The following is a 21,108-nucleotide window of genomic DNA, read 5'->3' as shown; positions in this document are numbered from 1 at the left end:
TGGAGAGATGGCAGAGTGGTCGATTGCGGCGGTCTTGAAAACCGTTGAACTGAGAGGTTCCAGGGGTTCGAATCCCTTTCTCTCCGCCAAAAGGAAATCAGAAAATAATAAAAGCTCGCACAATCAATGATTTGCGAGCTTTTTATTTTTCAAGCAAAGCCTCAAATCAATCCATGCAGAAGGATAATTAGCAAAACGCACTGTAACAACCTACTCCCTTCTTCTGCAGATTCACAATTTCCACACTCCAAATTCAACCTTTTTAACCCTTCCTTAGTACGGTTAGTGCAAAACATGTGGTATATTTGCGCCCCGAAACTATTTTTATGTGCAAGCGGAGGCAATATGAATGTTGCCAATTCAAAAAAATGCTAAAATACGGGAACAACTCCCTTCGTTCGGAAGAAATTCTTGAGCAACCCGGCATTTACACTTTCACATAACAAACCAATCAAACCCCAACATTTGTAAATATGGCTAAAAACAGAGGAGCTGTTGTAATCGACACCGAACGATGTAAAGGTTGCCAGCTATGCAAAGAGGCTTGCCCGTCCAAAGTGTTGAATATGAACATAGATGCCAACTCCAAAGGTTACCATTATGCTTATATGGAAACGGCAGAAGCTTGCACCGGATGCGCTTCATGCGCTTATGTATGTCCTGATGCCTGTATTACGGTTTACAGAGTAAAAAACTGATTAATCATGGAAGAAATTAAATTGATGAAAGGTAACGAAGCTGTTGCTGAAGCTGCTATTCGCTGCGGATGCGATGGTTATTTCGGGTACCCTATAACTCCCCAGTCAGAAATACTGGAAACCCTGATGGCGTTAGAGCCGTGGAAAACAACCGGAATGGTAGTTTTGCAGGCTGAAAGCGAAACCGCATCCATCAATATGGTTTATGGAGGAGCTGGTTGCGGCAAAAAAGTAATGACTTCATCTTCAAGCCCCGGTATCAGCCTGATGCAGGAAGGTTTATCCTATATTGCCGGCGCCGAATTGCCTTGCGTGGTCGTGAATGTTACGCGCGGAGGACCCGGCTTAGGCACTATCCAACCAAGTCAGGCCGATTATTTTCAGACTGTAAAAGGTGGTGGACATGGTGACTACAAGCTGATCACTCTGGCTCCTGCTTCCGTTCAGGAAATGGCTGATCACACTGTCCTTGCATTTGATCTGGCATTCAAATACCGCAATCCGGTAATGGTGCTTTCAGATGGTATTATCGGCCAAATGATGGAAAAAGTACAATTGCCGCCCTATCAACCCAGACTTACCGATGAACAGGTAAGAGAAAAATGCCCTTGGGCAACAACAGGCAAACATGGACGCAAACAACAAAACGTCATTACCTCACTGGAACTCCGTTCTGAGGAAATGGAAAAAATCAACAACCGCTTGCAGGAAAAATACAATCAGGTTGAACAAAATGAAGTTCGTTTTGAAGAATATTTCTGCGACGACGCTGAATACCTGATCACAGCTTTCGGATCGTGTGCACGTATTTGCCAGAAAACGATAGAAATATTGAGATCGGAAGGCATCAAAGCTGGTTTATTAAGACCAATAACACTCTATCCGTTCCCTACCGAAGCAATTGCTAAATTCGCAAAACAGGTAAAAGGAATTCTTTCGGTAGAGCTCAACGCAGGACAAATGGTTGAAGATGTTCGACTGGCCGTAAACGGTGTTACCCCTGTAGAATTTTACGGTCGTCAGGGCGGTATGACCCCGACTCCCGATGAAGTAGTAAAGGCCTTGAAATCCAAATTGATTAAATAAAATCAGTTTGGCAGAAAGCTTTTTTCACCCAGTAAATTTTACTACTATGACTTTAGAAGAAATTATTAAACCCGAGAATCAAGTATACGGCAAAACTCCTTTACTGACAGAAACTCCGATGCACTATTGCCCGGGTTGTAGTCACGGCGTCGTTCATAAACTCATCGCCGAGGTGATTGAAGAGATGAACATTGCTGATAAAACCGTAGGTATAGCACCTGTTGGCTGTGCTGTATTTGCTTACAACTATATCGATATTGACTGGCAGGAAGCTGCTCACGGACGTGCTCCAGCGTTAGCAACAGCAGCCAAACGCCTTAACCCTGAAAATTGCGTTTTCACTTATCAGGGCGACGGAGACCTTGCCGCTATCGGAACTGCAGAAACAATACATGCCTGCAATCGTGGAGAGAACATTGCCATCTTTTTCATAAACAATGGAATTTATGGTATGACTGGCGGACAGATGGCACCTACCACTTTGGAAGGAATGAAGACCGCTACATGTCCTAATGGACGCGATGTTTCTATGGAAGGTTATCCATTAAAAATCAGTGAAATGCTTGCTCTTTTAGATGGCACTTGCTACGTAACCCGTCAAGCCGTTCACACCGCAGCATCTACTGTAAGAGCAAAAAAAGCGATTCGCAAAGCGCTTGAAAATTCTATGGCCAGCAAAGGGACATCCATCGTGGAAGTTGTATCAACATGTAATTCCGGATGGAAAATGACTCCTCACCAGGCAAATAAATGGATGGTAGAAAATATGTTTCCCGCCTATCCGTTAGGAGATATTAAAGACAGATAAGAAAATCTTGACCAGAGACTCATTTCAAAGGGTTTCTGGTCTTTTGATTACAAACTGCAATACAGATGAAAGAAGAAATAATTATAGCCGGCTTTGGAGGACAAGGAGTCCTATCTATGGGCAAAATTCTCGCCTACTCAGGTCTTATGCAAGGAAAAGAAGTATCGTGGATGCCATCATACGGTCCCGAACAGCGAGGTGGAACTGCAAATGTCACTGTTATTTTGAGTGACGAGCGGATCAGTTCTCCTATTTTGTACGAATTTGATACTGCTATTATCCTGAACCAGCCATCGTTGGATAAATTCGAAAGCCGCATTAAACCTGGTGGAACATTGATATATGATGGTCATGGTTTCGTGCGCCCTCCTAAACGCACAGATATCAACATCTATCGCATTGATGCTCTTGAACAATCCATCGCCCTGAATATGGCAAAGACATTTAACATGTTCATTCTTGGCGGATTTCTCAAAGTTCGTCCGATTGTAAAAATTGAAGATGTTCTGTTAGGGTTAAAGAAATCATTACCCGAACGCCATCATCACCTTTTACCTCAAAACGAAAAAGCGCTACGCAAGGGCATGGAAATACTTGTTCCCGTGCATGTTATAGCATAACCAAGTGTTTCTATTTTCAAAAAAAAGCAGAAATAAAACAAAAACTATTACAATCACTAAAAAAAATACTACTTTTGTCTTATTGTTGCTCCTTTGAAGAGGATCAATAAATTTATAGTGATTTTAGCTTTCAGTTTGAAATTAACCCTACGGTAAAACCAAAACCTAAGTAAAAAGAACAAATGCAGAAGTTTGGAAAGTACATTTCTTTTGCTGTAATCCTCATGTATTTCATTCTGGGGTTATTGCTTCTTATTAATCCTCAGTATATTATTTTTAATCATCAATTTTATCTTGGAGGATTGCAAAGTGAACTTCGAATAATCATTGGAGTCATTTTACTATTATATGGAGGCTACCGACTGGCTCGCATGGTGACCAAAAGAGACAGAAAGGAATCTGCTCAAGAAGGAGAAGAGTAAAATACTATTTTATATTATCTCTCACTAAACTAAAATCATCTTATCATGAAGCGCAATACAATCCGCCCGTTTATTATTGTCTTATTTTCCACTGCACTTTGTGGCATTGTTCTGTTATCGTGCGGCCAACGCAATACAAATAAGAGCTTAGACACTCCCACATCCGGAAAAATCAAGGTTGGTATCGATGATTCATACAAACTCATGATGGAAGCTCAGTTTGACTTATTCACTAATTTTTATAAGAATGCTTCCTTCGACACCATATATGATGCTGAAACCAATATTGTAAACCTTTTTCTAAAAGACTCTATACAAACGATGGTCATTGGGAAACAGTTATCTAAGAAACAGATTGACGATTTACGTGCCAATTTAATAGTGCCCACAACAACATTAATAGCTCATGATGCAGTCGCTTTTATTGTAAACAAAAACAATAAGACGAATAAATTTCTATATGATCAGATAAGAGATATTTTCCTTGGAAAAATCAAAAGCTGGAATCAGATAGATCCAAGATCTGGACTTGGTAACATTAAAATGGTGTTCGACAAAAACGGGTCTGCCAATGTGCGCTATTTCATGGAAAAATTCAATATTAAAGAATTTCCTTCAACATTTTCAGCATCCACATCCAACAATCAGGTAATTAATGCAGTCGAAAAAGACAAAGGAACCATTGGAATTATAAGTGTTAACTGGATCAGCGATCCTCAGGACTCTATTTCTCACAACTTTTTACAAAGAACTCAGGTTGCAGGCATTACCGCATTCGAAGGAAGCACGGATGCTGACACTTATTACAAACCATTCCAAGCATATATACTAGACCAGTCATATCCGTTTGTCAGAGATGTATATTTCATCAACAGACAAACTTACAACGGATTAGGCATTGGGTTAGCATCCTTTATTGCCGGCGAAAAAGGTCAGACTGTCATCCTTCGTTCCGGAATGGTTCCTGCTTCGGCTCCAATAAGAGTTATCGAATTAAAGAAATAAACATAAGCTACTAATATTCAATTTGAACATCTATGTCATCAAAAACAAAAACAATCGGACTATTTATTTGCGTAGCCTTGTGGGTAGCCGGCGTGAGCATCACAAAAGCTCAAACCTTACAAGATGCAATCCGTTTTACGCAAAGTGAACAATTTGAGAATGCAAACAAAGCCTATCAATCGCTCCTTGGGCAACAACCTCAGAATGGCACCAATTATTTTTATTACGGCGATTATTACATCCGTAAATATTTGGCTGATACTTTGGCTGTAAATATCAAAAAAGCAACTACAGATGCTTCCAAAATGTTTGAAAAAGGAACAAGTGTAGAAGCTGCAAATCCATTAAACTTCATCGGATTGGCAGAGTCTGCTCTCTTCCTTAAAAACACAGCTAAGGCTCAAGAGTATATAAATCAGGCTAAAGCTTTATTACCTAGCAAACAAAACAAAGTTAAAATGGCGAAAGAAGATCAGGCAACTGCTTATATTAAAATTGCAGAAGCTTATGTCATCAGCATGACAAACGACACCGCTATGATCTTCTCGGCTTTACGTCAGGCTGAAAAATTAAATCCCAAAGATTTCAACATTTATCTTGTTGAAGGTGATGCGTATATTTACCTGTTAAATGACGGATCAAATGCAATCCGCAACTACAATATGGCGTCAAAAATCAATCCGAAGTCGCCGGCTGCCCAATTACGTATCGGCCGCCTGTGGGTTCGTTCAAAAAATTATCCTGACGGTTTGACGGCTTACAAACAAGTAGTTCAATTGGATGCATCTTATGCACCTGCATATAAAGAACTCGGCTTCCTTAACGCACAATTAGGTAATTCGAATGATGCAAAACAAAACTTCCAGAAATTCCTTGAATTGTCGTCTGGGAACACAGATGCTCAAATGCAGTACATCAACACTTTGTTTGAGCTGAAAGACTTTGCAGAAGTGGCTAAACAAGCACAAAATGCAATTTCATCTAATGCAGCAAATACCGACCTTTATCGTGCTCTTGCATATTCTAACTATGAAATCGGCAAATATTCAGAAGCAAAAGACGCTCTTGAAACATTTTTCAAAAAAGCACCGGAAGAAAGCGTACGTCCTTCTGATTATGCTTATCTGGGTCGCTCATTTGCAAAATTGAAACAAGATTCAATTGCCGGCACATATCTCATGAAAGCTTATTCTCTGGACACTGTTCGCGTTGATTATCTTTCAGAAGCCGCAGCTTCTTTCACCACATGTAATGCTTACAGCAAAGCTATTGAAGCTTACCAAAAGAAACTTGCGACTCCTTTCAAAACTGTTCAGGATTATTATTACTTAGGTAAAGCCTATTATACAACACAACAATTCTTGAAAGCAGATAGCACATTTACTTTGCTGATTGAAAAAGTTCCGACATTTTATGGAAGCTACCTCTGGAAGGCAAGATCACTTTCACAGACTGACCCGGATAGTAAAACCGGAGCTGCATTAAATGCATATCAAACGTTGATTGAAAAAACTCAGGCAGAAGCCGATAAATATAAAGCAGAAAGAAAAGAAGCTTATTCATACCTGAATTATTATTATTTTCTACAGTTCAACTCAACGAAATCTCACGAAATCGGTCGTAAAGCTATTGAATACGGGAATAAAGTATTAGAAATCGATCCTAACGACTCTAATGCGAAAAAGATCAATGACGTGATTGAGAAAACCATGAATCGTCCTGCAGTCAAAAAATAATTCTATTTAACATCAAATCTAAGATTCTTTTATTTAGAAATATCACTAATTAAAAGAATCTTAGACACTCTTTGGACTGACCTTCAAAAAAAATAAAAAAAGTAATTTTCCAACTACAAAAACAAATTTACGTGCATTGGGATAATAAATATTTTTTTACCTTTGCATTCGTAAGAAAACAAATTATCAACTCAAACCATTAAATTTTTTTTACAATGAGCAAGACAAATCAAAAAAAAGAACAGAAATTGGGGGATGCACTAAGATCCACCATGACTATCGTCGCCATTCTAGTTGCTTTTGTGGTGTGCGCATTAGTTTACCATTTCATCATGGGTAACCCCATTAACTTTGAAGGTGGCAACCCTGAAGGAAAAGGTTTACCCGGCAACTACTTAGCTATTATCTACAAAGGGGGATTTATCGTACCTCTGTTGATGACCATCAACTTAGTATTGATCATCTTTACAATCGAACGTTTTATTTCTTTAGGTCAGGCTGCCGGTAAAGGTCGTTTGAATGTATTTGTAAAAAATGTTCAGGAAGATTTGAAAAACGACAAAATCGAAGAAGCACTCGTTCGCTGTGACAAACAAAAAGGTTCATTGGCTAACGTATTGAAAGCTGGTCTTCTTCGTTACCGTGCACTGCAAACAGAATCTACTCTGACGAAAGATCAGAAAATTTTGGCTCTGCAAAAAGAATTCGAAGAAGCTACAGCTCTTGAATTACCTATTCTTTCTCGCAACGTTGTAATTATTTCTACTATCGCTTCTATCTCCGTGTTAACCGGTCTTATGGGTACTGTATTAGGTATGATCCGTGCTTTTGCTGCTTTGGCAACTGCTGGTGCTCCTGATGCTGTTGCTTTGTCAACTGGTATCTCTGAAGCTCTTATTAACACAGCATTCGGTATCGGTGGTTCTTTGTTGGCAATCATTTTGTACAACTACTTCTCAACCCGTATTGACAACTTCACATATAAAATTGACGAAGCAGGTTTTAGCTTAGTACAATCGTTTGCAGCTTCCACAAAATAAAGAGGGAATAAGCAGGCGGACTTATTAAAAAATTAATTAGAAGAACAATTAAATAATAATTCCATGCCAAAAATAAAATCAATTGCGAGATCACCACACATAGACATGACGCCTATGGTGGACTTATTTTCGCTGCTGCTTACTTTCTTTATTTTGACTGCTACGTTTCGTCCTGTTGATCCGGCAAAATTGACAATACCTAATTCAGTATCGGAGAAAGTTGCTCCGGATAATGATATTATGACTATTTTCATTTCTACGGATAAAAAAATCTATTTCAATTTCGACAACGGGAAGGATACTTCCAAACATTTTCGTGCGGAATTATTAAAAGCCATGGGTGATCAGTATAAAATTAGTTTTACACCGAAAGAAATTACACAATTCTCAAGAAAAAGTTCTTTCGGTATGCCTATGGCTTATTTGAAACAATGGCTTAACACTGAAGATTCGAAAGAATCTGATAAATTTCAGGTTGGTATTCCAACAGACTCTATTGACAACCAATTTGCATGGTGGTTGAACAAAGCTCGCTTTGTCAATTCACAGGCTCAAGTTGCGATCAAAGCTGATGGAAATGCACCCTATCCTGTTGTTAAGAAAGTGTTGGACTTGATTCAAAAGAACGGAATTAACAAGTTTAATTTCGTGACCACGTACGACAAACAAGAAGTCGGAATTAAAGATATTCCTAAACAATAGGATTAACTGAGAAAAAGATTTATCTAACAGATATAACATAAAAAATTATGGGTGAAGTAGTTACAGAAGAAAAAGCGCAGAAAGGTGCAAAGAAACGCCCCAAAAAACATCCTGGCCGGATCGATATGACACCGATGGTGGACTTGATGTGTCTTTTGTTGACGTTCTTTATTCTTACCGCCGCGTTCAGTAAGCCCAAAATAATGACTATTACGATGCCTGAGAAGGATGATAAAACGGTACCGCCTAAAATTGATGCTAGACGTACGTTGAACATTCTTTTAACTGACAGCGATCGTGTATATTATTATGTGGGTGCGATTGAACCGGGAAAACCCCAGCCTCAATTTGTAAAATCTAATTTCAGTAAAGATGGTATCAGAAAAGTTCTTTTGTTGAAAAACAAAGATCTATTTACCAAAATTACAGAATACAACGACAGCCGGGTTAAAGGTAAAATTCACGTATCGGATGCTGCTGCAGAGGAACACATTAAAAGTCTGAAAAAAGATGATAATGTTGGTCCTATCATTTTGATAAAAGCAGATGATTCCGCTAAGTACAAAGATATCGTCTCTATTGTAGATGAAATGGCAATTACAAACATAGCTAGCTATGCGATTGTTGATTTGAGTAGTGCTGAAAAGGCATTGCTTAAAGCACAACCCAGATAGTTGTGAATTAATACTGAAAGAAAATGGCTATGACTAATGAAAAACAGTATATAGAATCACTTGAAGAAATGGTCTTCAAGAATCGTAACAAAGAATACGGTTCTTATCAGCTCCGGAAAAAGTACAAGAAATATGTACTTATTTCGTTGGCCATCGGACTATTCCTTCTGGGAGCTGTAATTGCTTACCCTTTGATAAAAAGTTTCCTTGATAAGGAAAACATAGGAAAAAAAGTACAGGTTGAAACTTCGGTTGAAATTACCAAACAAAAGGATGCTCCTCCTCCTCCTCCTCCTCCTCCTCCCGCAGAGAAGATAGTTGAGCAGGTGAAGTTTGTGGCTCCTAAAGTTACTACTGACACAACTCAGGTTACTAAAGACTTTGGTAAACAGGTGATCATGGTAGAAACAGGCGGACCTCCTCCTGTGGTAGAAGCTCCGAAAGTAGAACCGGTAGTTGAAGTAAAACAAGCTCCGGAAGAAGTATTTACTATTGTAGAAGAAATGCCGGCATTCCCGGATGGCGATGTTGCAAGCTACTTGGCTAAAAACATCAAATACCCGGTAGTTGCTCAGGAAAACGGTATTCAAGGACGCGTTATTTGTCAGTTTGTGGTTAATAAAGACGGTTCTATCGTCGATGTACAAGTTGTACGTGGTGTTGACCCAAGCCTCGATAAAGAAGCTGTACGTGTAATCCAAAGCATGCCCAGATGGACACCTGGAAAACAACGTAACCAACCCGTTCGTGTAAAATATACACTTCCTGTAAACTTTAAGTTGCAGTAGTCTTTACACTTGATATTAGAAAAAACCGTTTGGCACAATGTCAAACGGTTTTTTTACTTGAATAATATATGATTGAACAAACCGAAATTTATTCAGAACAAACAGTTCTCGTGGGCTTAATCACCAGAGAACAAAATGAACAACAGGCAAAAGAATATTTGTCTGAACTTGCTTTTCTTGCCGAAACAGCAGGCGCTATTCCTGTAAAAAAATTCTTCCAGCGCTTGGATTATCCCCATCCTAAAACATTTGTAGGACAAGGGAAACTGGAGGAAATTAAAAATTACATCATCGACAATGAAGAAATCGGAATGATTGTCTTCGATGATGAACTGACTCCGGCACAACTTAAAAACATTGAAGACGCTCTCCAAATAAAAGTATTAGACAGAACCAATCTGATTCTAGACATTTTTGCCAAGAGAGCCCAAACGGCTCATGCCAAGACACAGGTGGAGCTTGCCCAATACCAATACTTGTTACCACGTCTGACCAGAATGTGGACTCATCTTGAACGTCAAAGAGGAGGTATCGGTATGCGCGGTCCGGGTGAAGCCCAAATTGAAACCGACAGACGTATCATTCTCACAAAGATTTCCTTACTCAAGGAAGAACTTAAAGCTATTGATAAGCAAAAAGCTTCGCAACGAAAAAACAGAGGCAAAATGGTGAGGGTGGCTTTAGTCGGTTATACCAACGTTGGAAAATCAACCTTGATGAACTTATTGAGCAAATCGGATGTTTTTGCAGAAAACAAATTATTTGCGACTCTTGACACCACAGTAAGAAAAGTCATCATTGATAATTTGCCCTTTCTATTGACAGATACTGTAGGCTTTATCAGAAAACTCCCCCATCATCTGGTTGAATCATTCAAGTCTACGTTAGACGAAGTCCGTGAAGCTGATTTGCTCGTACATGTAGTCGACATTTCGCATCCGAACTTTGAAGAACAGTATGAAATTGTGAACAAAACGCTTATTGACATCAATAAAGAAGAAAAGCCTACCATTGTTGTCTTTAATAAAACTGATGCATTTACTTATACTCCTAAAGCAGAAGATGACCTGACACCTCTCACAAAAGAGAATATAAGTCTTGCAGAACTAGAGCAAACGTGGATGGCAAAAATGCACGACAATTGTATTTTTATATCGGCCAAAAACAGAACAAACATCGACGCTTTGAGATCACTTTTCTATGGCAAGGTCAAAGAAATTCATATTACCCGCTTTCCATACAACGACTTTTTATATCAAAATTATACAGAAGAGGATTTTGATTAAAGATGAACTTTCGCCTCAAACTGTAAAAAACATGTAACCATGAAACCTCCATACCTACAATATGGTGACAAAATCGCCATTATATCGCCATCCGGAAATATTGATCCGACACTGATTGACAATGCTGCCAGCATTCTTGAATCCTGGGGATTGACTCCTTTGATAGGCAAAAATGCTAAAAATCAATATGGGCGATACGCAGGTACCCCTTCTGAAAGATTGGATGACCTACAATGGGCTTTTGACCAAAAAGACATTAAAGCAGTGCTTTGCAGCCGGGGTGGGTATGGCCTTGTACAGATAATTGACGATGTCGATTTTTCTCATTTCGAACTTTATCCCAAATGGTTAATTGGATTTAGCGACATCACGATACTCCACCTTGCTATTGCGGCTTACGATATTTCTTCGCTTCATGGCATTATGGCAAAAGACATTAGCGCTAACGGAGAGGCAGCCGATCGTTTGAAACAACTGCTTTTTGGTGAACTTTCGGAATATACTGACATTATGCCACATCCGCTAAACAGAACCGGGAAGTGTCAGGGCAAAATAATTGGAGGGAATCTGGCGGTGATGTGCGGCATGAGAGGAACTCATTTTGATATTGATCCGGAAGATAAAATTTTATTCATTGAGGACATAGGAGAAAAGCCATATCAAATCGACAGGTATATATGGAATCTTAAAATTGGAGGTATTCTGGAACAAATTTCCGGTCTCATTGTCGGTCAATTTAATGAATACGATGAAGACGAAGATATGAAAACTACAGTTTACGAGCTAATAGCTGATGCTGTCTCCGAGTACAACTACCCTACCCTGTTTGGATTTCAGGCGGGTCATATTGACGATAATTATTCAATACCCTTTGGCGTTCAAACTACAATGAACGTCACAAATGATGGAGCTAAATTGAACTTCTAAAGTTCCTATTTCAGAACGGAGAGATCTTCTGATCCATATATTACTCAAAGAGACCTGAACTTATCCTCAGGTCTCTTTTTTTATGGGAGACAATTTAGGGTCAAACTTCATGAAATCGAAGTTGTGAAATTCATGAAGCTCACCTCTGGCGCTCTATTTAAATTCCGTGCAGTTATTGAAAGCTATTTCATTTTTATTAGTTCTTTCCAAAACATGGGCTTTTCGTGCTTCTAAATTCAAGCTAAATTTCTTTGTTCAACATCATCTCTCCAAACCTTCATAAAGTATAAAGACTGAAATCTGTTAACATAACTTACATTTTCATCGTTGTTCAGATTACGTAAAGTGGTAACCCAATTTATGATGCTGTTTTACCGCTATTTAAGCATATATAAGCATCCTATTAGGTCATGATAATTTTAACATTAATAAAGAATAAAGAATCAGCGTTTATCCAAACAATTTGCTACTTTTGAAACAATGATTTTGTTGAAAGCTGTAGATAAGTAAGTTGTAGGAAAGGTTTCAAAATTTGGCAAAAATTGCTTTTTTCATACAACAATATTATCTTCAGATATTAATACCATAATAATGGAAAGGATATACAAAAAATGTATAATCCGAAATATTATGGTTCAGCATTACGACCTGTGTGACTTTTTAATCTTAACCAATACTTTCTAATTATCACAAACACGTTATTATGAGTACAAAAAATGTTTATTCTTTCGGTAACAAAACCGCCGAAGGAGACGGAAAGATGAGAGATTTGCTTGGAGGCAAAGGTGCAAATCTGGCTGAAATGAATCTAATCGGAATTCCGGTACCTCCGGGTTTTACCATTACTACCGAAATGTGTAATGAATATTATAGAATCGGGCAAGATGCCGTTGTTCAACTCATCAAACCGGAAGTAGAAGCCGCAATGAAACAAGTTGAAGACGCCGTTGCCGGCCCGAAGTTCGGAGATAATACCAATCCTTTACTCGTTTCAGTACGTTCAGGCGCACGCGCATCCATGCCGGGTATGATGGACACGATCCTCAATCTCGGGTTGAATGATGCTGCTGTGGAAACTTTAGCTGCTAAAAGCGGTAATCCCCGTTTTGCATGGGACTCTTACCGTCGCTTTGTTCAAATGTATGGTGATGTTGTTTTAGGAATGAAACCCGTAAGCAAAGAAGATGAAGATCCATTTGAAGTAATCATCCACAAAGCAAAACACGACAAAGGCATAGTAAACGACACTGATCTCACAACTGAAGATCTCCGCGAACTGGTGGTTAAATTCAAAGCTGCCGTAAAAGAAAATACCGGTAAAGACTTCCCTACCGACCCATGGGAACAACTCTGGGGAGCTGTTATGGCTGTATTTGACAGTTGGATGAACGAACGCGCAATTCTCTACCGCAAACTGAATAAAATTCCTGCAGAATGGGGAACTGCCGTAAATGTTCAAGCGATGGTATTCGGCAACATGGGCAATAACTCAGCTACTGGTGTTGCGTTCACCCGTGACGCATCCACCGGAGAAGATATTTTTAACGGTGAATACCTTATCAACGCTCAGGGAGAAGACGTGGTAGCCGGTATCCGCACACCCCAACAAATCACCATAGAAGGTTCACGCCGCTGGGCTGCTCTGCAAAACATCAGTGAAGATGTTCGCAAAGAACAATATCCTTCTCTTGAAGAAGCTATGCCGGAAGCATATGCAGAACTAAATGAAATTCAGCAAAAACTGGAAAACCATAGTGCTGATATGCAGGATATCGAATTTACAATTCAGGACGGTAAACTGTGGTTACTCCAAACCCGAAACGGTAAACGTACCGGCGCTGCTATGGTTCGCATTGCCAATGAGATGTTAAAAGAGGGAATGATTGACGAAAAGACAGCCCTCTTGCGAATTGAACCTCAAAAACTGGATGAACTCTTGCACCCGATTTTTGACCCGAAAGCTATAAAATCGGCTAAAGTCATGGCAAAAGGTTTACCTGCATCTCCGGGCGCAGCTACCGGCCGTATCGTTTTCTTTGCTGATGATGCTGAAGCATGGGCCGAAAAACGCGAAAAAGTTATCCTCGTCCGTATTGAAACATCTCCCGAAGACCTTCGTGGTATGCACGTAGCTCAGGGCATCCTTACTGCCCGTGGCGGTATGACTTCTCACGCTGCTGTTGTTGCTAGAGGTATGGGTAAATGCTGTGTTTCCGGAGCAGGAGAAATAAAGATAGATTACAAAGCCCGCACAATTACAATGCGCGGTACAACCTACAAAGAAGGTGACTGGATTTCGTTGAATGGTTCTACAGGTGACGTTTACGATGGTAAAGTAAATACAAAAGATGCCGAAGTTAGTGGCGACTTTGCTGAAATCATGACGTTGGCCGACAAATACACCAAAATGGATGTTCGCACTAATGCCGACACCCCTAACGACGCAAGAGTTGCTCGTGGGTTTGGTGCAAAGGGTATCGGATTATGCCGCACAGAGCACATGTTCTTCGAAGGAGACCGCATTAAAGCAATGCGCGAAATGATTCTTTCAAAAGATGAAGCCGGACGTCGCGAAGCCCTTAAAAAGCTGTTGCCAATGCAAAGAGGTGACTTTGAAGGTATTTTTGAAGCAATGGACGGCTTTGGTGTCACAATTCGTTTGCTCGATCCTCCTCTTCATGAATTTGTACCTCACCAACTGGCTACTCAAAAAGAACTTGCTACAGAAATGGGCTTAACTCTCGACGAAGTTGTAGCTGCCTGCAACTCACTGGAAGAATTTAACCCAATGCTCGGACACCGTGGATGCCGCTTAGGAAACACATACCCTGAAATTACGGAAATGCAAGCTCGTGCCATTATCGAAGCCGCATTGAATGTACAGGAGAAAGGCATTGACGTTCATCCTGAAATTATGGTGCCTTTGGTTGGTGTGATTGAAGAGCTGAAGCTTCAGGCTCAAATCATCAACGAAACAGCTGAAAAAGTGTTTACTGAAAGAGGCAAACGCATTGCATATAAGATTGGTACAATGATTGAAGTTCCCCGCGCAGCGGTTACAGCAGGCAAAATTGCTGAAGTTGCCGAATTCTTCTCCTTCGGCACCAACGACCTTACTCAAATGACATTCGGTTATTCACGTGACGATGCAGGCAAATTCCTGAAAATCTATCAGGATTTAGGCATTCTGAAAAACGATCCTTTTGAAGTTCTTGACCAGGAAGGCGTTGGTGGCCTGATGCGTCAGGCTGTAGCCGGAGGACGTGCCACGAAACCCGAATTGAAAGTGGGTATTTGCGGAGAACATGGCGGAGAACCTTCTTCTGTAGAATTCTGCCACACGCTTGGCATGAACTACGTAAGTTGTTCACCCTTCCGTGTACCTATCGCCCGCATAGCCGCAGCGCAAGCCGCAGTGCGATAAGCGCCAATACATTCAAAGGCCACCTCTAAATAAAGAGGTGGCCTTTTTTTATACTTTTACAGACTAAACAAGTGCGTATTTCCCATTATTGATACATACATAATTTCAGAAGACGATGAAAGAGAACGAAGAGTTGATTATAAGTGGTGTTGACATCTACAAATCGCCTATAAAATTAAAAGAACCGTTTGTAATATCACTCGGACCATTGACACATGCTCAAAATGTGGTCGTAGTAATTCACACCAACAAAGGCATCTCCGGCTTCGGAGAATGCAGTCCGTTCATGACAATCAATGGAGAAAGCATGGAAACCGGATTTATCGTAGGGCAATATCTTGCGAAGGCCTTGAAAGGAAAGAATGCTCTTGACATTGCCGGATGTACCTCGACCTTGAATAAAACCATTTATGCTAACTCCAGCATCAAAAGCGCATTTGATATTGCCTTATACGATATTGCATCACAACATGCAGGCTTACCACTTTACAAATTCCTTGGAGGAACCCAAACGAAAAGCATATACACCGACTGTACCGTTAGCATAGGCGACCCACAAAAGATGGTGCAAGATGCGATTAAGATAAAAGAACAAGGCTTTACGGTAATCAAGATCAAGCTGGGGGAGTCAAAAGAGGCCGATATAGAACGCATACGGCTAATCAGGGAAGCCATTGGAATGGAATTACCCATGCGGATAGACGCCAATCAGGGATGGAAAACCGATGAAGTAGTAGAAATATTGCAAGCCATGCAGCAATATAATATTCAACTGTGTGAGGAGCCAATCCTTCGCGAAGAGTTCATGGAATTACCGCATATCAAACAAATGAGCCCCATACCTATAATGGCAGACGAATCGTGCTGTAACAGCTATGATGCAAAGCGACTGAACGAACTAAACGCCTGCGATTATTTCAACATCAAGCTTGGAAAATCGGGAGGAATTTTTGAAGCATTGAAAATAATTGAAATCGCAAAGCAAAACAACAACTACATTCAAATCGGCGGCTTTCTGGAATCGCGACTTGCCTTTACCGCCTCTGCCCATCTCGCATTAACAAGCGATTTAATTATTCACTATGATTTCGACACACCACTGATGTTTGTTGAGGATCCTGTGACTGGAGGGATCGTTTATGGAGAAAACGGCAAAGTCTCTTTACCTGAGACTCCCGGGCTTGGAGCAAGAATGGAGGGTTCCTATCTTTCCAAGTTAGAGAAAGTAAGCATTTAGCATCAAAAACAAAAATGGGTATCCGAAAGACTCGCATACCCATTTATAAGATTTCCAATTATCAACCCTGGCAAAGCCGGGCCTTGACAGTGCATTTCACCATTCATAATTTTTACTTTTCACCAAGAGATATTTCCTGATATCTGTTTGTAAGTGTAAGATTAATCATTGACAGATATTTGATGTACTGAGAATGAGTAAGAATGTTTTTGGCATTTGCAAGATTGAAATTTACAGCTTTACTATAAGCAGCATCGTTGTTGCTTTTGACTGCTGTTTGCATTTTACTTGCAGTTGTTTCGAAGATATACTTCAGGTTATCTGCCTGTTCGTCATCCACATTCAAATACTTCATCAAACGATTAAATACCGGTTCGTTGTTAAAGGTATAAAATACTCCTGTTTCTACCGGATTAATGGCATAAGTTGAAACTACACCTGCCACGAACACTACTAAAACTAACATCATCTTTTTCATAACCTAAATAATTAAAAGTTACACAATCTTTTTGTCTAAAACTAAATAAAACTACAATCTAAAAAAAAATACAAAGTTCACCCAGTGTTTTTCAGGTAAGCTTTGTATTAGAAATCTATCAACTACTTGTTTCTTTTTGACAATGCAAATTTATATGTTGTACAACATGTTTTCCAAATATTTTTTGTTTTATTTACTATATATACTGTTTTTTATTTTTCGTTAGTATTTTTAATTTTGACTTATATTGTTAATTATCAATGTATTACATTCTTTTTTGTATAGTGTATCATATACACTTATAAAAACAGCAAGCAGAGGCCCATTTTGACACATTTCCATTATTAACAATATATTAATATCATTTTAATGCAATCTAAACTTATTGAATATCCATTTGATATTTCACTTTGCACCATATTTGTTCCATCTTCAAACATTCTGACCACTTTATCGGAAAAATTGAGTGAAAATGCAAGAATCTCCATGCCATCAAACGCTTAGTCCGATCATTCCCCAATCGTCATACATAAAAAAACAAGCGGGCTTCCTTTTGTTTGAAAGTCCCGCTTAAACCGACGCTCTGATTAGTAAAATCAGACAGATCGTATCTCTATGAAAATAACATTTTGTAAATGGTTGAACTAAATATCTATTTAAAATCAGGCATTAACTTAAAGAAATAAGCCCATTCATGGCCGCATACATCGTAAAACCTGAAACTGTCTTAATCCCCAGTTTGGAAGCAATGTTCTTTCGGTGCGAAATCACTGTATGCAGACTTATTCCCAACTGATCAGCAATTTCTTTATTAAGCAGCCCTTTGGCGACCAACGTCAACACTTCGGTTTCACGAACAGTCAAACCATCGCTATTATCGTAAGAAATTGACTTATTAAGCAAATTATCAACCTGTTTTACAAAGTCAGCCTCGGAAGTATTGATATTGAGAAACGGCAAGGAAGAGTGTTGAAATTCATCAGACAAAGCATTACCAAAAACCACAACTTTGTTTTTTCTGGGCAATAGATACTCAAAATGAATAACAAACAAGTCGGCTGACACAAGAAACAAATCATAGCTGTTGCTTTCAGAATCTGACAGTTCCACCGGTGAGGAGAAAAGACGAATCTCAATATCACTAAAATTTTCAGTCAGCAGCGAACACAAGCCCCTGCCTTCCAGAAAATGGCTTGTAATAACAGCTATTTTTCTATCTTTCAGCATTTATTTCGAGATTATTAACCGCAGGATTGAGAAGTCGTTCGCAGATCTTGTTGTACTGGCGGATATCGTTTTCGAGAGTAAACAGGGCAAAGAAGACAGCATAGCAAAGGTTTTGATCTGCTTCTCCTGTAAGGTATTTCATCAACATGCTACGCAAATCGAATATCTTCTCATCCACCGGCTCTTTCACCGGAGAATCGGCTGGCTTTTGCGCCCATGCCTCCGTCTCATCATTACATAAACGCTCGATATAAGGAAACCTTTGCTTGTTATCATATTCAATTCCAGCCAATAACTCGCTTTTTATTTCCTGAAAGAAATTATTAATCACCCCAATAGTTTTGTTGTGTTCAAAGCTATTGGACATAAGTGCATGCAAGTGTCGTTCCACATTAGGAAACTGCGATTGCATGATGAGATTATTGGTGTTTTTGAGATATTCGACAGTTGCAGTAACCTGCTCAACCGTCAGGGGTTGCTCCATCACATACGTTTGTTGAATATACAAATTGATTACCGCCAGAAAAAGGTCGGTATCCAGGTTATATTCATCGCACACCCTCTTGATCGTTTTTTCTCCAAAACCCAGTTTTATATTGAAACGACGAATAACCGGCATCAACACATAATGCTGAAGGATTACCTCGCTGAGCTTCATATCCGATAAAATCATTGACATATCAAATCATTTTTATTGCAAAGGTAATGAAATGCTCAATTACAGCAAAGAAGCCGCATCCTTGTCCAGCAACCAGAGAAGGTTTCCGGAAGCCGGGTACACTTTGGCTGCCGGATATTTATTAATGCATTTCCTCCTGTTCAATACTATTTCTTGTACTTTAATTGCTTTATTGCGACCAGTCACCAGAAAGGCCACGTAGTTGGCGGCATTCACCACCTTCCCTGTAATCGTTATACGGTTCATTCCACTTTCAGGATGCGGATTAACGATGCAGGTATGCGGATCCGTCCAACGCTTTATCGACGAAGGAAAGATGGAAACCGTGTGACCATCATCCCCCAAACCAAGCAGAACCAGATCAAAACAAGGCACTTTTCGTTCGATTAAATTGGCATATCTCACAGCTTCCTGCTCCGGATCGTTCTCGCCCATAATGCGAAAGACATTTTCTGCCGGAATGGGTATTTTATCGAGCAAATGAATTTTTGTCATGCCATAATTGCTCATTTCATGATCGGGAGGCACACAACGCTCATCACCCCAAAAGAGGTAAATCCTCTTCCAGTAATCAGGCTCTTGTTTCACCTTAGCCCAGAAATCAAACAGTGCCTTCGGAGTAGAACCTCCCGAAAGACTGATATTGACCACCGGCTTGGATTCCAGTAGAAAATCCACCAAATTGACCACTTCACGATTCAATTCGTCGCTGGTTTCAAATATGGAAACTCGCCTCATCATAATTCACAGTAAATTCCATCATCAGCAAGATTCTTACACGGATAGCGCCATGTTTGTTTCTCTCCTCCAATCAATTTATCGGCACAGTCAGGACCCCAGGTTCCGGCCGGATAACCATAGAGCGGAGCATTCGGATTGTGTTTCCAAAAGTCAAGAATTGGCTGTACGAAACACCAGGCTGCCTCCAGACCATCGCCACGGGTATAAAGCGTAGCATCACCCATCATTCCATCCAGCAAAAGACGTTCGTAAGCTCCCGGCACATAGGTTTCCTGCAAGTCTTTGTAATGAAAATCCATATTCACGGTTTTCACCTCAAAGCCAGCACCGGGCACTTTCATGCCGGTTTTCAGCAAAATGCCCTCATCGGGATGAATGCGCAGTACGAGCTGATTGCCCATTGTCCAGAACTCGGGATTGCTTACAAAGAGCTTATGCGGCGTTGGTTTGAAATGAATTACAATTTCAGAAACGCGCGTCGGCATTCGTTTTCCGGTACGGATATAAAACGGCACCCCACCCCAGCGCCAGTTATCGATAAAGAATTTCAGTGCTACGTAAGTTTCTGTTCGCGACATCGGATCGACCCCAGCTTCCTCTCGATAGCCTTTGAAATGACCGCCCCGAATATTCGACGACATGTATTGACCGCGTATCACGCTATTGAACAAGTCATGTTCCTTCAGCGGTCGCAGCGACTGAAACACTTTCATTTTTTCGTTGCGGATGGCACCGGCACTAATCTCGGTAGGAGGTTCCATGGCAACCAAAGCCACCAGTTGCAACAGGTGATTTTGCACCATATCACGAAGCGCTCCCGCGTGGTCGTAATATCCACCACGGCCTTCCACTCCGAGACTTTCGGCTGCGGTAATCTCCACACGGTCGATATAATTCCGATTCCAAAGCGGTTCATAAATACCATTTGCAAAACGGGTTACAAGTACATTCTGAACAGTTTCTTTGCCAAGATAATGGTCAATGCGGTAAATCTGCTCTTCTTTGAAGAATTCCAGCAACAACTTATTGAGTTGAAAAGCAGAATAAACATCTTCTCCGAACGGTTTTTCAATAATCAGTCGCGGAAAACCGTTGTGCCCTTTGTTGAGCCCGTATTTTGCCAGAAACTGAGGAATCAAGCCATACAAAGCCGGAGGCGTGGAGAGATAAAAAAGGTAATTGCCCCCTGTTTGATGATCGTGATCAATTTTTTTGAGCTTATGTTGAAGCTTTACATATTCGCTTGCCTCTTTCGTTTCGATAGCAAGGTAATGAAGTTTTTCATCAAAAACGGAAAGCTTTTCTTTGCTCGGATTTTTGAAGTAGGCAAACTGGCGAATACCATCGTTCATCTTGTCACGGAAAGTCGCATCCGTGAATTCTGTGCGGCTCACACCCAGAATAGTAAAATTCTTAGGCAGTAAATCCTGCATGAATAGATCGAACAACGCAGGAATCAATTTACGGTAAGTAAGGTCGCCCGATGCTCCGAAGATCACCAGCACCTGGTCTTGTATTTGTCCCATAATC

General features: G+C 40.2%; 20 protein-coding genes and 1 tRNA gene. 16 read left to right on the top strand and 5 right to left on the bottom strand.

Annotated features, from left to right (window positions below):
* Position 1 precedes the first annotated feature (1 nt).
* The 16 genes from F8N35_RS14160 (at position 2) to F8N35_RS14085 (ending at position 16,453) form a co-directional block, all read left to right on the top strand.
* A tRNA-Ser gene (locus F8N35_RS14160) sits at positions 2 to 89 on the top strand.
* 384 nt (positions 90 to 473) lie between these two features.
* Positions 474 to 698, top strand: coding sequence for a 4Fe-4S binding protein (locus F8N35_RS14155; protein WP_293054375.1), 225 nt, complete (start codon positions 474 to 476; stop codon positions 696 to 698).
* 3 nt (positions 699 to 701) lie between these two features.
* On the top strand, positions 702 to 1,784 hold the full coding sequence (locus F8N35_RS14150; protein WP_293054587.1) for a 3-methyl-2-oxobutanoate dehydrogenase subunit VorB: 1,083 nt from the start codon (positions 702 to 704) through the stop codon (positions 1,782 to 1,784).
* Between the two features lie 46 nt (positions 1,785 to 1,830).
* Positions 1,831 to 2,592 (top strand): thiamine pyrophosphate-dependent enzyme, encoded by a 762-nt coding sequence (locus tag F8N35_RS14145; RefSeq protein ID WP_293054372.1) that lies wholly within the window; start codon positions 1,831 to 1,833, stop codon positions 2,590 to 2,592.
* 65 nt (positions 2,593 to 2,657) lie between these two features.
* Positions 2,658 to 3,212, top strand: a complete 555-nt coding sequence (locus tag F8N35_RS14140; RefSeq protein WP_293054370.1) for a 2-oxoacid:acceptor oxidoreductase family protein — start codon at positions 2,658 to 2,660, stop codon at positions 3,210 to 3,212.
* A gap of 182 nt (positions 3,213 to 3,394) precedes the next feature.
* Complete coding sequence (locus F8N35_RS14135) at positions 3,395 to 3,634, top strand: hypothetical protein (RefSeq protein ID WP_293054367.1); 240 nt, start codon at positions 3,395 to 3,397, stop codon at positions 3,632 to 3,634.
* A gap of 45 nt (positions 3,635 to 3,679) precedes the next feature.
* Positions 3,680 to 4,639: a substrate-binding domain-containing protein gene (locus F8N35_RS14130; protein WP_293054364.1), complete on the top strand. Its 960-nt coding sequence runs from the start codon at positions 3,680 to 3,682 to the stop codon at positions 4,637 to 4,639.
* Between the two features lie 32 nt (positions 4,640 to 4,671).
* A complete protein-coding gene (locus F8N35_RS14125) occupies positions 4,672 to 6,375 on the top strand; it encodes a tetratricopeptide repeat protein (RefSeq protein WP_293054361.1) in 1,704 nt (567 codons plus the stop codon).
* 272 nt (positions 6,376 to 6,647) lie between these two features.
* On the top strand, positions 6,648 to 7,415 hold the full coding sequence (locus F8N35_RS14120) for a MotA/TolQ/ExbB proton channel family protein (RefSeq protein WP_363928394.1): 768 nt from the start codon (positions 6,648 to 6,650) through the stop codon (positions 7,413 to 7,415).
* Positions 7,416 to 7,478: 63 nt separating this feature from the next.
* Positions 7,479 to 8,117: a biopolymer transporter ExbD gene (locus F8N35_RS14115; RefSeq protein ID WP_293054355.1), complete on the top strand. Its 639-nt coding sequence runs from the start codon at positions 7,479 to 7,481 to the stop codon at positions 8,115 to 8,117.
* 47 nt (positions 8,118 to 8,164) lie between these two features.
* The gene (locus F8N35_RS14110; RefSeq protein WP_293054352.1) at positions 8,165 to 8,791 is read left to right on the top strand and encodes a biopolymer transporter ExbD; all 627 of its coding nucleotides are present in this window, start codon (positions 8,165 to 8,167) and stop codon (positions 8,789 to 8,791) included.
* Between the two features lie 23 nt (positions 8,792 to 8,814).
* Positions 8,815 to 9,579: an energy transducer TonB gene (locus F8N35_RS14105; protein ID WP_293054349.1), complete on the top strand. Its 765-nt coding sequence runs from the start codon at positions 8,815 to 8,817 to the stop codon at positions 9,577 to 9,579.
* Positions 9,580 to 9,647: 68 nt separating this feature from the next.
* A complete protein-coding gene (hflX, locus tag F8N35_RS14100; protein WP_293054346.1) occupies positions 9,648 to 10,865 on the top strand; it encodes a GTPase HflX in 1,218 nt (405 codons plus the stop codon).
* A 39-nt stretch (positions 10,866 to 10,904) separates the two neighbouring features.
* On the top strand, positions 10,905 to 11,792 hold the full coding sequence (locus F8N35_RS14095) for an LD-carboxypeptidase (protein ID WP_293054343.1): 888 nt from the start codon (positions 10,905 to 10,907) through the stop codon (positions 11,790 to 11,792).
* Between the two features lie 703 nt (positions 11,793 to 12,495).
* Positions 12,496 to 15,216 (top strand): pyruvate, phosphate dikinase, encoded by a 2,721-nt coding sequence (gene ppdK / locus F8N35_RS14090; protein ID WP_293054340.1) that lies wholly within the window; start codon positions 12,496 to 12,498, stop codon positions 15,214 to 15,216.
* A 115-nt stretch (positions 15,217 to 15,331) separates the two neighbouring features.
* Entirely contained in the window at positions 15,332 to 16,453 is a 1,122-nt protein-coding gene (locus tag F8N35_RS14085; protein ID WP_293054337.1) for a dipeptide epimerase, read from the top strand.
* A 112-nt stretch (positions 16,454 to 16,565) separates the two neighbouring features.
* Here the strand turns inward: F8N35_RS14085 and F8N35_RS14080 are convergent, their stop codons facing one another.
* From F8N35_RS14080 to zwf, 5 genes are all read right to left on the bottom strand, one after another.
* A complete protein-coding gene (locus F8N35_RS14080) occupies positions 16,566 to 16,931 on the bottom strand; it encodes a hypothetical protein (RefSeq protein WP_293054334.1) in 366 nt (121 codons plus the stop codon).
* A gap of 669 nt (positions 16,932 to 17,600) precedes the next feature.
* Entirely contained in the window at positions 17,601 to 18,158 is a 558-nt protein-coding gene (locus tag F8N35_RS14075; RefSeq protein ID WP_293054331.1) for a helix-turn-helix transcriptional regulator, read from the bottom strand.
* Positions 18,145 to 18,837 carry a hypothetical protein gene (locus tag F8N35_RS14070; protein ID WP_293054328.1) on the bottom strand — a complete coding sequence of 231 codons (693 nt, stop codon included), beginning with the start codon at positions 18,835 to 18,837 and terminating at the stop codon, positions 18,145 to 18,147. The genes F8N35_RS14075 and F8N35_RS14070 overlap by 14 nt, the downstream gene beginning before the upstream one ends.
* Positions 18,838 to 18,876: 39 nt before the next feature.
* Positions 18,877 to 19,578: a 6-phosphogluconolactonase gene (gene pgl / locus F8N35_RS14065; RefSeq protein ID WP_293054325.1), complete on the bottom strand. Its 702-nt coding sequence runs from the start codon at positions 19,576 to 19,578 to the stop codon at positions 18,877 to 18,879.
* The gene (zwf, locus tag F8N35_RS14060) at positions 19,575 to 21,104 is read right to left on the bottom strand and encodes a glucose-6-phosphate dehydrogenase (protein ID WP_293054322.1); all 1,530 of its coding nucleotides are present in this window, start codon (positions 21,102 to 21,104) and stop codon (positions 19,575 to 19,577) included. Before zwf ends, pgl begins: the two co-directional genes overlap by 4 nt.
* Between the last annotated feature and the right edge of the window lie 4 nt (positions 21,105 to 21,108).

The sequence above is a fragment of the Paludibacter sp. genome (assembly GCF_009712605.1).
Taxonomy (GTDB): Bacteria; Bacteroidota; Bacteroidia; order Bacteroidales; family Paludibacteraceae; genus Microbacter.
Note: the sequence above shows the minus strand (reverse complement) of the source record. Positions and strands in the feature narration are given on the sequence as shown.